The 15,298-nt window shown below is 34.9% G+C and carries 14 protein-coding genes, 1 tRNA gene and 1 pseudogene; 8 read left to right on the plus strand and 8 right to left on the minus strand.

The genetic code is table 11. From position 1 onward, the window contains the following. Positions 1-10: 10 nt before the first annotated feature. Positions 11-1,720, minus strand: coding sequence for an amidohydrolase (locus C4F50_RS13890; protein ID WP_194139260.1), 1,710 nt, complete (start codon positions 1,718-1,720; stop codon positions 11-13). Between the two features lie 910 nt (positions 1,721-2,630). On the opposite strand from C4F50_RS13890, the gene C4F50_RS13895 reads away from it, so the two are divergent. Further along, the gene (locus C4F50_RS13895) at positions 2,631-5,075 is read left to right on the plus strand and encodes an arylsulfatase (protein WP_228012027.1); all 2,445 of its coding nucleotides are present in this window, start codon (positions 2,631-2,633) and stop codon (positions 5,073-5,075) included. A 261-nt stretch (positions 5,076-5,336) separates the two neighbouring features. Here C4F50_RS13895 and C4F50_RS13900 read toward each other — a convergent pair whose 3' ends face one another. The 7 genes and pseudogenes from C4F50_RS13900 to C4F50_RS13930 form a co-directional block, all read right to left on the minus strand. Next, positions 5,337-5,876: an IS3 family transposase gene (locus C4F50_RS13900; protein WP_194139702.1), complete on the minus strand. Its 540-nt coding sequence runs from the start codon at positions 5,874-5,876 to the stop codon at positions 5,337-5,339. Between the two features lie 328 nt (positions 5,877-6,204). Beyond that, the gene (locus C4F50_RS13905; protein ID WP_194139262.1) at positions 6,205-6,495 is read right to left on the minus strand and encodes a transposase; all 291 of its coding nucleotides are present in this window, start codon (positions 6,493-6,495) and stop codon (positions 6,205-6,207) included. A 302-nt stretch (positions 6,496-6,797) separates the two neighbouring features. Then, positions 6,798-6,878: transfer RNA gene (locus C4F50_RS13910), tRNA-Tyr, on the minus strand. 486 nt (positions 6,879-7,364) lie between these two features. Beyond that, positions 7,365-7,751 (minus strand): annotated as a pseudogene (locus tag C4F50_RS13915) (TlpA family protein disulfide reductase); the annotation flags it as partial. 18 nt (positions 7,752-7,769) lie between these two features. After that, positions 7,770-8,531, minus strand: a complete 762-nt coding sequence (locus tag C4F50_RS13920; protein WP_194139263.1) for a DUF4369 domain-containing protein — start codon at positions 8,529-8,531, stop codon at positions 7,770-7,772. Positions 8,532-8,791: 260 nt separating this feature from the next. Beyond that, a complete protein-coding gene (locus tag C4F50_RS13925) occupies positions 8,792-9,232 on the minus strand; it encodes a KTSC domain-containing protein (RefSeq protein WP_053474414.1) in 441 nt (146 codons plus the stop codon). A gap of 427 nt (positions 9,233-9,659) precedes the next feature. Further along, positions 9,660-9,905: a hypothetical protein gene (locus C4F50_RS13930; RefSeq protein ID WP_194139264.1), complete on the minus strand. Its 246-nt coding sequence runs from the start codon at positions 9,903-9,905 to the stop codon at positions 9,660-9,662. A gap of 85 nt (positions 9,906-9,990) precedes the next feature. Between C4F50_RS13930 and C4F50_RS13935 the strand changes: the two genes are divergently transcribed. The 7 genes from C4F50_RS13935 (at position 9,991) to C4F50_RS13965 (ending at position 15,292) form a co-directional block, all read left to right on the plus strand. Continuing rightward, a complete protein-coding gene (locus tag C4F50_RS13935) occupies positions 9,991-10,533 on the plus strand; it encodes a hypothetical protein (protein ID WP_194139265.1) in 543 nt (180 codons plus the stop codon). Beyond that, a complete protein-coding gene (locus C4F50_RS13940; RefSeq protein ID WP_167511672.1) occupies positions 10,533-10,673 on the plus strand; it encodes a hypothetical protein in 141 nt (46 codons plus the stop codon). Before C4F50_RS13935 ends, C4F50_RS13940 begins: the two co-directional genes overlap by 1 nt. Before the next feature lie 143 nt (positions 10,674-10,816). Next, positions 10,817-11,050, plus strand: coding sequence for a hypothetical protein (locus C4F50_RS13945; protein ID WP_194139266.1), 234 nt, complete (start codon positions 10,817-10,819; stop codon positions 11,048-11,050). Continuing rightward, positions 11,022-11,420, plus strand: coding sequence for a YchJ family protein (locus tag C4F50_RS13950; RefSeq protein ID WP_228012028.1), 399 nt, complete (start codon positions 11,022-11,024; stop codon positions 11,418-11,420). The genes C4F50_RS13945 and C4F50_RS13950 overlap by 29 nt, the downstream gene beginning before the upstream one ends. Positions 11,421-11,526: 106 nt before the next feature. Further along, entirely contained in the window at positions 11,527-12,645 is a 1,119-nt protein-coding gene (locus tag C4F50_RS13955; RefSeq protein ID WP_194139267.1) for a vWA domain-containing protein, read from the plus strand. A gap of 103 nt (positions 12,646-12,748) precedes the next feature. Then, on the plus strand, positions 12,749-14,212 hold the full coding sequence (locus tag C4F50_RS13960) for an AAA family ATPase (RefSeq protein WP_194139268.1): 1,464 nt from the start codon (positions 12,749-12,751) through the stop codon (positions 14,210-14,212). A gap of 225 nt (positions 14,213-14,437) precedes the next feature. Then, entirely contained in the window at positions 14,438-15,292 is an 855-nt protein-coding gene (locus C4F50_RS13965; protein WP_194139269.1) for a DMT family transporter, read from the plus strand. Positions 15,293-15,298: the final 6 nt, after the last annotated feature.

The raw sequence follows: 15,298 nt of genomic DNA on the forward strand, positions 1-15,298 counted from the left end.
AATCTGTTAACTACTCTCCTAAGGGAAATGATTTGCCTTCAAAGACAGTTTCTAACACTTTAATGTCTTTCATTTTTATAGGGTCTATCTTTAAAGGGTTTTCAGCAAGTATGACGAAATCCGCTTTTTTACCCACTTTTATGGATCCCGTAATTTTATCCAGTTGCATTAAAGTAGCCGCATTAATCGTGATGCCTTTCAATGCATCATAAGCCGATACTCTTTCTTGCGGTGCCATCAAAGTACCATCGGCCGTTACACGATTAGTCGCTATCCAAGCCAGGAGCAATGGCTGAATAGGAGCCATCGTGAAATCGGAATGCAGGGCAAACTTCACTTTATTTTTAACCAATGAGCCCAAACGAACCATTTCTGAACCTCTTTCTTTACCAAGAACAGTATTGGCTGCATATTTATCACCCATAGAATAGAGATAGTAGGGATTAGCAGACACCACCGCTCCTAATTTTGCAATACGAGCAGACTGCTCAGGTTTAGATTCTCCAAAATGCTCTATGGTGAGTCTTTGTTTTAATTGTGGCAATTCTTTTTGTAATTTTTCTAGTTCATCCAAGATGGTTTCTAATCCCATGCTGCCATTGCAATGAATATGGATAGGATAACCTTTCTTCCACCAAAATTTCATGGCTTTGTTTAAATTTTCAGGGGTCATAATCCATTCACCGCTATGCCCGTCCAAATATCCTGGGGGTAAAACTTGAAAATTCTGACCAAAAAATGCACCATCAGCATAAAGTTTTACGGCATGATCTATTATAATATGTGGCGAAGTCTTTTTGCCAAACTCCTTTACATCGGCAAACGTTTTTTCAAAATCACCGCCATTTACCAAGTTCAATGTATTTACATCGGGGGTAAATTGCATACGGAAAGGTGTCTTATCGTTTTCCAGATTATTCTTCATGTATTTAAAATCGCCCCAAAGTTCTCCCGATGAACCTGTACCCATATCGCCAATGGTAGTTAGTCCGCCCATATGTACAAGGTCACGAAGTTTTAACATATTGGTCTTCATAACTTCATCATTTCTAATGGTCGGTGCCCATTTAGGAACAACGACATTGAAAAATCCAGCTTCTACAAATTTTCCGGCAGCATAATCAATTTGGCTGTTTCCTTTGGTATCTTTCTTGGTAATATTCAAATACTTCAAACCTGCGGTGTTCAACCACATTACATGTGCAGAATATTGCCAAATCATAATCGGTCGTGTTGTAGAAATTCCATCCAATTCTTTACGTGAAATGTCTCCGTGAAAAGGCTCCATAAAACCCCAAACGACAAGAGGTTCTTTAGGGGCTTTTAACTCAGCTTCATATTCTTTTACTTTGGCTATGAATGCTTCATGTCCTCTCACGGCTTTTACATTTCCCCAAGGAAAAACCCAGTCAAAAGGTGCAGCAAATTTGGTGTTCAAAATCATAGCACCAAGATTGGGATGCAAGTGCGGGTCTATCAGACCCGGCATCATCGTTTTCCCTTCTAAATCGACCATGGTATGGCCTTCGCCGGCTTGTTTCATCGCCTCGTCTTTACTTCCTGTGAAAGTAATTTTTCCGTCTTTTACCACTACTGCTTCGATGTAAGTAGCGTTTTCGCCTTCCATGGTTAGAATATCTCCGTTGTAATATACTGTACTGATAGATGAGGGTTTGCCAGTATTATCAATTTTTTTTACTTCTTCTCTGCAAGAAACCATAAAAATGGAAAAAGCAAGCAATAAAATCAAGTTTTTCATGTGCTTTCTAAATTGGGTTATGTTTAATAATTATAACTGGAAATTTTGATATTATGTCTTTGTTTATCTAATTAATGGATTGAAAATCGGAAAGATACCTTGGTGTTTTTTGTTTTGCTAATACCTAAATGGGTTCCTTTAACTATGTTTAAAAGTAAGAATTTCCACTGCATATAAAAATGTTTTTTATCACTTTTCAAATTGATCAGGATCATTTTTAATACTGTTATATTACTTAAATTTGTTTATTATTCATTGTTTTGGATATGCTAACGAAAATTGGAGACATAGTTAAGTGGCATTTTTTCACACTTTGCTATTTTAAATCCTCTCATATATCAACTAAGAAATAAACCAAATTCTAGCGTCAACTGAATTGGAAGCATATTGCGAAAACAATTTAAATGAGAAATAAAAAAAAGTTATTGAGATTTCAATGAATCTGTTGCTCAAATGTGGAAAGAAATTCAGTATCCTAAATAAAATGATAATTAATGAAGTTTCTAAAAGTTTCGAACCTAAACTTGATAGGGCTTGATTTTGTTGACTTTCTATTTTTAATATGCTTCATGCGCCACGATTCTGCCACAAAATTTATACTTGTGAAAAATGCTAAAAAACTGCTTTAAATTTTGTAGGAAATAAGAAGGGAATCCCAAAAATTAGAATATAAAGAAAAAATGATCCCTATCACTTTTCATCGTGATAAGGATCATTTTTTTTTAGGGGTTCTTGTTCCAATTTTGTTTGATAAATCTGATAAATCATTGAATGCTTTGATTTAGTAGTTTTCTTTCTTTCTTTCTTTCTTTAGTTAAGATGACCTAAGAATATGGTTCAAAAAACAATAATCATTAATAAATATGGAATTATGGATGATCAAAAAAATGCTATTCTAAAAAAAAGTGTATCGCTTTTTATCTTATGTTTATTTTTCGCCAACATATCAAATAAATTATCAGCCCAAGCTGATCCTAGAGAAGTCAGAAAAGAAAATTTTCACGGCGTAATTAATTTAGATATTCGTGATTCAAAAGCAGATTGGGGACCTTACACACCTAAAGCGGCGCCAGCAGCTGCACCAAATATTCTTTTTATATTATTTGATGATACAGGACAGGCAGCTTGGTCTCCCTTTGGAGGAGGAATTAACATGCCAACATTGCAAAAATTAGCTGATAATGGTTTAATTTATACACAATGGCATACTACCGCTTTATGTTCTCCAACACGATCAACACTTTTAACGGGTAGAAATCATCATCTAACAGGGAATGCCTCTATTACTGAAGGTGCGGATGGATTTCCGGGTGCGCACGGCCGTATTCCTGAACAATGTGCCACTATAGCTCAAGTTTTACAAGAAAATGGCTGGAGTACTTTTTGGATTGGAAAAAATCATAATGTACCAGAACAGGACGTTGCCTCTGGCGCAAGTCGGAAACAATGGCCTACACAATTAGGTTTTGATCGATACTATGGCTTTCTTGGTGGAGAAACAAATCAGTGGTATCCTGATTTAGTAGAAGATAATCATTTTACAGAAGCTTCTTATGGTCCTGAACAAGGGTACCACTTATCTAAAGATTTAGCGGATAAATCAATTGAATATATTCGTGATCAAAAAGCTACAAATCCTTCAAAACCATGGTTTTTATGGTATTGCCCGGGTGCAAACCATGCGCCTCATCAGGCACCTCAGGAATATATTGATAAATATAAAGGTAAATTTGATGAAGGTTATGATGCTTACCGTAAATGGGTTTTACCTCGGATGATTTCAAAAGGAATCGTTCCTGCTGATACTAAACTAACCGATTTAAATCCATTGCCTCCAGATGTTTCTAATCCAGGTGATTATGTAAAACCGTGGAATACTTTGAATCCAGATGAGAAAAAGCTGTTCTCGAGATTAGCTGAAGTATATGCTGCATTTTCTGAATATACAGATGCTCAGGTAGGGCGTGTAATAGACTACTTAGAAAAAAGCGGTCAGTTAGAGAATACGGTTGTAATTTATGCTGCTGATAACGGTGCTTCAGGAGAAGGTTCACCATCAGGTTCTGTCAATGAAAATAAATTTTTTAACGGGTATCCCGACGAGTTATCCGAAAATATGAAATACATCGATAAGCTTGGAAGTCCTGATACATATGAGCACTATCCTACAGGATGGGCTGCGGCATTTTCAACACCCTACAAAATGTTTAAAAGATACAGCGAATATGCTGGTGGAACTTGCGATCCTTTAGTAATTTCATGGACAAAAGGAATAAAAGCCAAAGGCGAAGTACGTAATCAATACCACCATTCAACAGATATTGTTCCTACAATTTTAGACATTTGTGGACTTGAAATGCCAAAAGTACATAATGGTATTGGACAATATCCTATTTCTGGAGTATCAATGCGTTATAGTTTTGATGGTAAACCAAATGATCTCACTCAAAAACACATTCAATATTATTCGATGTTAGGCTCAAGAGCAATCTGGAAAGATGGCTGGAAAGCTGTGGCACTTCATGCACCCTTGTCGGGAAAAGGAAATTTTGATAAGGATGAATGGGAATTATACAATGTGAATATAGACCGTTCAGAGTCTGATAATTTAGCTAAAAAAAATCCAGATAAATTAAAAGAATTAATTGCTACATGGATCGATGAAGCCGATAAAAATCTGGTACTTCCTTTAGATGACAGGACAGCTGTAGAAGTCTTAGCAACAGTAAGGCCATCTGAGGAAAAAACGAGAGAAAGATATATTTATTACCCGGGGACAGCCCCGGTACCAGAAGGTGTAGCTGTAAATATTCGTGGAAGATCATACAAAATAATTGCTGATGTAGAGATCAAAGAAGCTTCTGTATCAGGGGTTATATTTGCACACGGTTCGCGTTTTGGCGGTCATACTTTATTTATTAAAGATGGAAAATTAAATTATATCTATAATTTTTTAGGAATTGCTCCAGAGCAAAAATTCACCTCATTGGAAATTCTAAAACCTGGAAAATATACGCTGGGAATGGAATTTATTAGAGAAAAAACCGGAGATCATGGTGAACAAATTGGAAAGATGAAAATGTACGTCAATGAAAAAATTGTTGCAGAAGGACCAATGAGGACACAAGCTGGTAAATTTACTCTTTCAGGAGACGGTTTATGCATAGGATATGATAGTGGTGATGCTGTAAGCAACGAATACAAAACACCGGGAACTTTTAAAGGAGGTACAATTTTAGGAGTTGGCATTTCTGTAGAGAAAATAGAATATATTGATTTTCAAAAAGAAGCACAAAGGGCCTTGAATAAAGATTAACAATATTTTTTTAACTGATATAAAATAAGAAAAACTTTAGAATCATTTGATTTTAAAGTTTTTTTTAATTGATGTGTAAATATTTGCTTTTTATGTGTCTTGTAAAAAGATTTTTCTACTTAGAGTTGTATTATAAACTTAATTGGAGTAATATTTCGAACTTGAGCCTTCAAATTGTTTTAATACAGTATTATAAGTTCTTGTTAATCTAAATGCATCGATTGTGCTCCCAGTTTAACTCTAGCATCATAAGAAAAGCTATTATTTAATTGCCTGCTGATTCTGAAACTCTTCGATCGTTAAGTTTCCGAGTGCAGAATGTCTTCTGCAGGTATTGTAAAAGTTTTCTATATAATCAGTAATAGATTTTTCCGCTTTCTCTTTGGTCTTATATTTATTCTGGTATACCAATTCTACCTTTAAGGTATTGAAAAAGCTTTCTGCTACTGCGTTATCGTAGCAGTTTCCTTTACGGCTCATGCTTTGGGTTATTTTATTTGTGGCTAATAAAGCAATAAACTCACAGCAGGCATATTGCTTTCCTTGGTCTGAGTGAAAGAGTAGTTCCTGATTGTTCTGCAATGGACGATTTAAAAGAGCTTTCGTTAAAGAGGTGATGCTGGTATCTTTTGCTCTCATTGTTTCGCTGATTGACCAGCCGATCACTTTACGGTCAAAAAGATCTATCACCACAGTGAGATAGATCCAGCCTTCATCTGTTTCGATGTAGGTTATATCAGAAACCCAAATTTCATTTCTTCTGCCTGCTTTAAAATCTGTTCTAATCTGTTTTCTGCTAATCTGTTATTACGGGGTGGGCTTGTAGTCTTTTTATATTTAGATTTTGCAATGCTTCTCAGATGGTTTTCCTTCATAATCTATCCGACAAATTTTCTGGAAACTTTTATCCCGATGGAATCCAATTCTTTAGCAATTCTCGGGCTTCCGTATCGGCATTGGCTCCAATGATAAATTCTTATAATTTCGCTTATGATGAGGGTTTTTCGTTCTGCCCTTGCGATGGGTGTTCTTTTGCGCCATCGGAAGAAACTGCTTTTGTGGATTTGAAATATCCGGCACATCTTCTCAACGGGAAATATTTTCGAGTTTTCTCTGATAAATTCATATTTCACCCGCCGCTCTTGGAGAAGATATTTTGAGCCTTTTTTAGGATGTCCCTTTCAATTTCTAATTCTTTTATCTGTTTCCGCAGTTTCTGCTGCTCATTTTTATGGTGTATTTCAGCTGAGGTCTTCTTTGTGGAAAATCTGCCTTCCTGATAGAGCTTCTTCCAGTGCTGCAGGGTACTTGTGCTGATATTGAGTTCTTTTGCCACATCACAGACTCTTCCGCAGTGGATGCTCATCGTGGCGGCCAGAATCTTGAAGCCTAAAGTAAAGGTTCTCCTAGTATTTTTCATGCCTGTGAAAATTAGCACTCATAAAGTTAGCGGCCATTCAGAAATTGTAGGCAATATATACTTCATTTTTTACTAAATCTGGTAGATACTGCCTAAGCTTTTAGTCGCAAAAATGGTATCAACTCCACGCCAGAAAGTGCACCGATTCTGCACCTTTAATTTTGTGAGCATTTATAAATATTGAAAACAGCCCATAAAGCAAAAAAGCCAGTAAATCATCGGATTTACTGGCTTTAAGACATTTTTTAAGGCTTTTTAAAAAGATTGAAAACTTTAAGTTTTCCGGCTTTTCGGCCTTTCCGTGGGGAGAGCAGGATTCGAACCTGCGAAGTTCACACAGCAGATTTACAGTCTGCCCTCGTTGGCCGCTTGAGTATCTCCCCGATCTCAGCTTGTTGTGCTTTGTTGTTCTTAGCGGTGGCAAAGATAGCAACGTTTTCTAGATTTACAAGCAAAAAAAGAACTTAATTTTAAGTTATTTTAAAGTTATTTTTTAATTCATTGAAATTGAATAAAATAAAAATGTTTTAAAAAGCGTTATTTTTTAATTTATTTCAAAAAGTAGGATTAGTTTTATGGTTAAAATATGGTTTTATTTTAAATTTAGTCTTCAATAAAAGTTGGCAGTGGCTGGTTTTGTTGCTTTGCGGCCAAAATAGTGACAAAATATCTTTTAGTATTATTTTGCGGAATTGACTTTTTCTGGAATTTTTAGACACGAGAACAGTTAATGAGCTGATCGCGATATTTTTTTTCAAAGCAGCGTTTTTAGTTTTCTTTTATGAAGTACTGTTTTTGCTTCTTTGGATACGTTGAAAACAAAAAAAAATCTCCCGAAGGAGATTTTTTACTTATTTCTAACTGCAGCATTATTTCGCAAGCAGTTCTAAGATTTTAGCTTTCAATTCTGGGCCTCTTAAGTCTTGTGCCACTACGTTTCCGCTCGCGTCAAGAATAAAGGTTGCCGGAATAGATTCAACTTGATATTGTTTTGCAATAGGCTCGTCCCAATATTTCAAATTAGAAACATGTGTCCAGGTTAAACCATCTTTCGCAATCGCTTCTTTCCAAGCAGCTGCTTCTTTATCCAAAGAAACTCCGATTATGTTTAAACCTTTTGAATGTAGCTCTTTGTAAATTGCTACAACATTAGGATTTTCTTTTCTGCATGGCCCGCACCAAGATGCCCAAAAATCAACAATAGTAACTTTTCCTAAACTTTCTTTAAGCGATACTACTTTTCCTTCTGGATTTGGAGCTGAAAAATCTGCTCTTCATTTCGCGCTGCCAACAGGAGCTGCTGATGCACCAACTGCAGGCATTTTTGCTTGACCTAATCTTGTTTTAATTTCTTTTCCAGGAGTAGTGTTTTTTACAGACTCATCCAAAGAATTGTAAAGAGCTTCTGCTTTTTTAACATCTGTGCTTGGATCGTTCAACATGCTTTGAACAATTAAAACAGTAATATAAGATTTTGGATGTCCTTCAGCGTAAGCTAAGTATTTCTTTTTACTATTCTCTTGAACTTCTGTCTGAATAGTCATGTATTGTTTCATCAAGCTATTGATAGTTGCTGTATCTTGAGCTTGTTGAGCTTGCTGCATTTTTTGGTTATTCTTTTTCTGAAAATCAATTAAGCTTTTTTGAGTCTTAGTCAAATCTTCGTTGAATTTTGCATATTCTTCGTTATTGTAAGTTCCAGTAGCTTTAGATTTATGGATACTGTCTTTATCAATTGCAACATTAATTTCTCCTGTTTCTAGAATAAATGGGAAAGGAGCATTAGCACCTTGAAGAATTAAAGTATGGAAAGCTGGTTCAGTTACTTTTCCTTTTATTTCAAATTTTCCGTTTTCAACTTTTACTGTATCAAGAGAAACAGTCATTCTTGTAGCAGGATCTTGTCCTTGTAAGATAATTGTTTTTCCATTTTCAACCCCAGTTGCAGTTCCTGTAATAAGGTATTCTCCGTCTTTAACTTTGCTGCAAGAAATGATCGCTGCAGAAGCAGTAAGTACAAAAAGTATTTTTTTCATTATAAAAAATTAAAATTAGTTAATTGATTTGTGCAACAAAAGTATCTAAAAATATAAAACATACAGAATTTTGCAACCTAAAATTTTGTTATAGTTTTTTTGAAGCTAATTATCCTGTAATCAGTGGTTTTGTTGGTTTTATTTGATTTAAAACTCTTAATTGTAAATTTATTTCAAAGCCTTTTTTTTTATTTTGTATTTATCAGGCATAAAAAAAGCACCCTGTTATAAGAGTGCTTTGGTAGAATATAGCGGTAAAACTATTCTTGATTTGTTTTCTTTCTCCAAGTAAAAGAGTTAAGAATATGTCTTTTAGCAAAACGTCCAGGAGAGTCTGCATTGACCATTTTCACGTAAGTTGCTTTTGGAACACTAATGTATTCGTAAACACTTCCGTTAGAAAAGTCGATAATTAAACGGCCTTCAACAAATTTGTAATCTGTAATAGTACAAGTTGAAATTGTTTCTGTGTACTCTGGTAAATTAAGTTTGATAGTATCAGGATGAATGCTTACTAAAAAGTGGTAAGCTTCGATAATTGTTTTACTTTTTTCCTCAGCTTCTTTTAAACCAGCGTCATCTCCTACAAATTTATCAGGATGAGATTCTTTCATCGCATTACGATAAATTGTCTTTAAATCTTTTAATTCTGCAGTTTTCTCTACATTTAGTAACTTGCGGTATTCAACTATTTTTTTCATAAATAAAAGGTAACTACTTGTCTATTAGTTTGAAATCGATATTAATTAGTTCAAATCGACAAATTTTTTGCAAAGGTACACTTTTTTTTAACTTTTTAGTTTTGAGCCCAAAAAAAATGTTTCAAGTTTGTGTAGGTTTTGTTGTTTCAGGTTTCAAGTTTTTTTTGTTTCAGGTTTTTTTGTTTCACGTTTCACGTTTTAGGTTTGGTGTTGTGCTTAATAACCGAAATGCTTGCAAAGTTTCTCCTTAATAAAACTTTATTAAACAGTAAGGTTCGCAAAGCTCTGTCTTAAACTTTGCGAACCATAGCGTAATTTTCAGCGTTTTTCACAGTAATTCCAACTTGAAACCTGAAACCTGAAACAAAAAAAACTTGAAACCTGAAACTTAAAACCTGAAACAAAATAATCCTGAAACAAATAACCTTTATTCCGGCTTATGATTGGCTTTATCGAAGTTTCTAGATTTTTTTGGATACTGTTTAAAACTTATATCGCTTGGGTTTTCTATAATGGATTTTATAGTGATCCAATCTCCGACATTAAATTTTGACTGTACCGTTTTGTAATCCAAAAGATATTCACCGCAGAAATAATTATTATTTTCATCCTTTTCTATAATACCAGTGAAAACTCCTTTTTGCGGCATTTTTTGCTCTATATCTTTAGACATGACTTTTTGTTTTAAAATTAAAAAGCAAAGGTAAGCATTTAATGTTTGTTTTAGGGAGTTCGGTCGAATCTGAGTATATTTGCACATGCAGAAAAACTTTAAGCCACATCCTAATTCTTTTAAAAATACATTTTGTGTTTTTAATGAAGTGCTTTCAAACGAAATTGAAGGTTTGAAGAAACAGTTTGAAAGTAAAGCCGGAAGCGCTTATTATTATACCGAAGAAGGAATGTACCGCGTTTCGAATCATTGGGGAAGACTCGCAAATAGCAAATGGCGTCTTACTGCCCGTGAACCAGAAACAGATTCAAAAACCAAGATTGGTTTTGCAAAATGGGAAGAATTTTATCCTGATAATCCAGAAGAAAAATTATACTATATAGAAGCCGATTTCGAAAAAAATCTCGCTAACTATCAGCATAAAAAGAATGTGAATTATGACGGAAAAGCTGTTTTAAGAACCAGTTTTGAAACCACTAAAAGATTGAAACAAATTCGAAACCTGCAGCAGCTGACCAATTGGGCAAAACATTTTGATTATGATGATATAGGGGATTTGAGAAAGGAATTAATCAACGAATTAATCTATACCGAAAAAAGTTTAGAGCAAATTAAAAGAGAATTATAATGGGACGCAATAACGAAAAGAATATCAAAAAGCATAACGATAAGCTGCACAAAGCCCAGGCAAAAGCCAAACAAGCTGAAATTGCAAGAAAAGAAAAACTGAAAGAAATTGTAAAGAAATACAACGAAAGTAAAGAGTAATAAGATAGTTTCAAGTTTCAGGTTTGAAGTTTCATGTTATAACAAAACCTGAAACCTGAAACCTGAAACTTGAAACTTGAAACTTGAAACTTGAAACTTGAAACTTGAAACCTGACACCTAAAACCTGAAACAAAAAAAATATATGAATACTAAATTTGAAACTTTAAAAGCAGACGTACAAGAAATAATCGATTTGATCGCTGCGAAAAACGATAGAGAAGCAAACAATAAATTGTTAGAGGTAAGCGAAAAATTAGACGAAATGATTGATTTTGCTGAAGAAGATGAAGAAGTGAGAGAAATAACTCGTTATCAGGTTTTGCTGAATCAGCTTCATGTGAAGATTAATGGAGAAGAACCAGTTGATGGAGAATAAAAAATGTTTTTGTGATACAGGAGTGCTTTTTGAAGACTGCTGTAATTTGTATTTAAGCGGTAATCAAAAAGCGCCTTCCGCATTAGCGTTAATGCGTTCTAGATATTCGGCTTATGCGACTCATAATGCCGATTACCTTATGGAAACTACTCATGTTTCTGAGAGAAAATACTATTCGAAACCTGAAATTTTGAAATGGGCAGTGTCAAATAAATGGCAGAAATTGGAGATTTTGGGTTTTACAGAGCATACGGTCGAATTTAAAGCTTACTTTTTAGATGCAGCTAATCAACCGCAGGTTCACTACGAATTTTCAACTTTTAAAACCGAAAATAACGCTTGGTTTTATGTCGACGGAAAGTTTGAATAATTATTAAATCTAACGCTGTTAGCGGTTAGTTTTGCTTAAATATTTTAACTAAAAATTAATAAACGATTCTTTTTTCGTAATTCTAAAAAGATGTAATTTTAGAATTATGAAAAACGAATTTAAAAAAGGCTTTTATTTTAAGACTTACGAAGCTCCTTTTCAGTCTCCGTTTGACAAACTTTTTACCATATTTAAAGAGTTAATCACCCATACTTCGGGTGATTTTGACGAAGCAATCAGCTGGCTTCGAGAACTGGATATAGAATATAAACTGACCGACGAAAACTACACCATTGACGATTTTATCGAAGACCTTAAGAAAAAAGGCTATATCAGAGATGAAGTTAAAGGCGACGGAAGTTCCGGATTAGGAATAACCGCAAAAACAGAACGAGCGATCAGGCAGCAAGCTTTGGATCAGATTTTTGGAAATTTGAAACGCTCCGGAAACGGGAATCATAAAACAAAACATGCCGGAAATGGCGACGAACATACGGGAGAATTCCGTGAGTTTAATTTTGGCGACGGATTAGAAAGAATTTCACTAACAGAAAGTCTTCGAAATGCTCAAATCAACAATGGTGTTGAAAGTTTTATGCTCACTGAAAACGATCTGGTTGTCGAAGAAACGCAGTACAAAGCCCAGATGAGTACGGTCTTGATGATCGACATCAGCCACAGTATGATTTTGTATGGTGAAGACCGTATTACGCCGGCCAAAAAAGTGGCAATGGCGCTGGCAGAATTAATCACAACCCGTTATCCTAAAGACACATTAGATATTTTGGTTTTTGGTAATGATGCCTGGACCATTCCTATAAAGGACTTGCCTTATTTACAAGTTGGTCCTTATCATACCAACACAGTTGCCGGTCTGCAGTTGGCAATGGATATTTTGCGAAGAAAGCGAAATACCAACAAGCAAATCTTTATGATTACCGACGGAAAACCAAGCTGTGTCCGCGAACGCGACGGTTCTTATTATATGAACAGTAACGGCCTCGACGAATATATCGTAGACAAATGTTACACGCAGGCGCAACAGGCCAGAAAACTCCATATTCCGATTACAACTTTTATGATTGCCAAAGATCCGTATCTGCAGCGATTTGTGAATCAGTTTACAGAAGCCAATCAGGGAAAAGCGTTTTACACCGGACTGAAAGGTTTGGGTGAAATGATTTTTGAAGATTATGAAACGAACAGAAAAAAAAGAATTAAATAAGACTTAAAGCGACAAAGGTTCATAGTAACAAAATGACAAAGTTTTTCTGTAGACATGCCAATCTTTGTCACTAAATACCTTTAGAACCTTAAAAAAATATACAATGAATATACTTGACATAAAAACATTAGGCCAATTACAAGACGCTGGATATAAAACCAAATCGATCAAAGACGAATTAAGAGAAAACCTGCGTGAGAAAATCAAATCGGGGAAACCGGTTTTTGAAGGGGTGCACGGATTTGAAAACACGGTAATTCCCGAACTAGAACGCGCTATTCTATCTCGTCATAATATTAACTTATTGGGATTGCGCGGACAGGCAAAAACTCGTTTGGCGCGTAAAATGGTTGAATTATTAGACGAATATATTCCCTTTGTAGAAGGTTCAGAGATTAATGACGATCCATTTAATCCAATTTCAAGATTTGCAAAAGATTTAATTGCAGAAAGAGGCTATCAAACGCCAATCTCATGGCTGCACAGAAACGATCGTTTCTTTGAAAAATTAGCAACACCCGATGTAACCGTTGCCGATTTAATTGGAGACGTTGACCCGATAAAAGCCGCTAATTTAAAATTATCTTATGCTGACGATCGTGTAATTCATTTTGGAATGATTCCGAGAGCCAATCGTTGTATTTTTGTAATCAACGAATTACCCGATTTACAGGCCAGAATTCAGGTAGCTTTATTTAATATTTTGCAGGAAGGCGATATCCAGATTCGCGGTTTCAAATTGAGAATGCCATTAGACATGCAGTTTGTTTTTACAGCAAATCCAGAAGATTATACCAATAGAGGAAGTATCGTTACCCCTTTAAAAGATAGAATTGGTTCTCAGATTTTAACGCATTATCCTGAAAATATCCAGATTGCCAGAACTATTACAGAGCAGGAATCAAAACTCGATCAAAATCAAAGCGATTTGGTTTATGTGCCAAGTCTGGCCAGAGATATTTTAGAACAGATCAGTTTTGAAGCGCGTGAAAGCGAATATATAGACAACAAAAGCGGTGTAAGTGCCAGAATGAGTATTACAGCTTTTGAAAACTTAATAAGTACAGCCGAGCGTCGTGCATTACTTTCTGGTGTTGAAAAAACAGCTTTACGTTTGTCGGATTTTGTCGGAATCATTCCAGCAATTACAGGAAAAGTAGAATTGGTTTACGAAGGAGAGCAGGAGGGAGCCGATGTTGTTGCCGAAAGCCTTATAGGATCTGCAATTAGAACATTGTTCCCAGAATATTTTCCTAAAATTGAAAAATTAGAAAAGCCAGATGAGAAAACACCTTATTCGGATATAGTAGAATGGTTTTTTGCAGAAAGCGGTTTCGAATTGTTAGACGATGCCTCTGACGCTGAATATAGAAATATTCTGGATGAGGTAACGCCGTTGGATGTTTTATTAAAAAAATACCAGCCTCAATTACCAAAAGAAGATCAGTACTTTATGAAGGAATTTGTATTGTGGGGATTGGTCGAGTATAAAAAACTAAGCAAAGACAGATTTGCAAAAGGAAATCAGTTTAGAGATATTTACGGAAGTTATATTAGTAAGTTCTAATTCTTATAATATATAGTGTAATATGGTGTCAGACCCGACAAGTTTTTAAAACCTGTCGGGTTTGCTTTTTTAGATGAATAATTTTAAACACACAGACGCCCATACTATTTGTCATTTTGAGCAAGGAAGGAAAACAAAAAATCAATCTGGTCTAGCTAGTTTTTTTAAACCGGTCGAATCTTTTTATTTGACAATAGTGTACTTTTACAATCCAAAAATAAATTTATGTTATTCCTTATATTAAGTATTCTTTGCAGTGTCATTGTTGGTGTGATTTTCAAGATTTCCAGAAAATATAATAGTAATCCGTCACAAATTATTTCTTTTAATTATGCAGCTGCAATCGCGCTTTGTTATTTCACTTTCAGTCCAAATCTTCAGGAATTTGACGATCAAGCACCTTGGGGAATTTATACAGCGGTTGGAATGCTGCTTCCAATAGTTTTTTTGTTTCTGGCGTTTTCAATGAAATTTATGGGAATTGCCAAAACAGATGCGGCGCAGCGATTGTCCCTTTTTATTCCCATTTTGGCAGCTTGGTTATTGTTTGGCGAAGATTTTAATACCTATAAAACAATTGGGGTTTTAATTGGTTTTACGGCGCTTTTATTTATTTTAAGAAAACCGACAGATAATCAGGAAAACAAATGGATTTATCCTGCAGCGGTTTTGTTTGGTTTTGGAGTTATTGATATACTTTTTAAGAAAATTGCACTTTATACTGTTGTTCCTTACACAACATCCTTATTTTTTGTATTTATAATTTCCTTTGCAGTTTCAATATTGATTGTCCTGTATAAAGTTTTTATTGCGAAAGAAAAACCGGCGGTTCAAAATCTTCTGTTTGGGGCTTTGGTTGGAATTTTCAATTTCTGCAATATTTTATTTTATTTAAAAGCGCATAAGGCATTTGCAGAAAATCCTTCAACTGTTTTTGCCGGAATGAATATGGGCGTAATTATTCTAGGAACTTTGGTGGGGGCTTTTTTCTTCAAAGAAAAACTTTCTAAAACTAATATTTTAGGATTGTTTTTGGCTTTAATGGCCATTGTTTTGATTGTTTTTTCGCAATTACAGTAATTTTTT

The organism is Flavobacterium hungaricum, from assembly GCF_015182285.1.
Taxonomy (GTDB): Bacteria; Bacteroidota; Bacteroidia; order Flavobacteriales; family Flavobacteriaceae; genus Flavobacterium; species Flavobacterium hungaricum.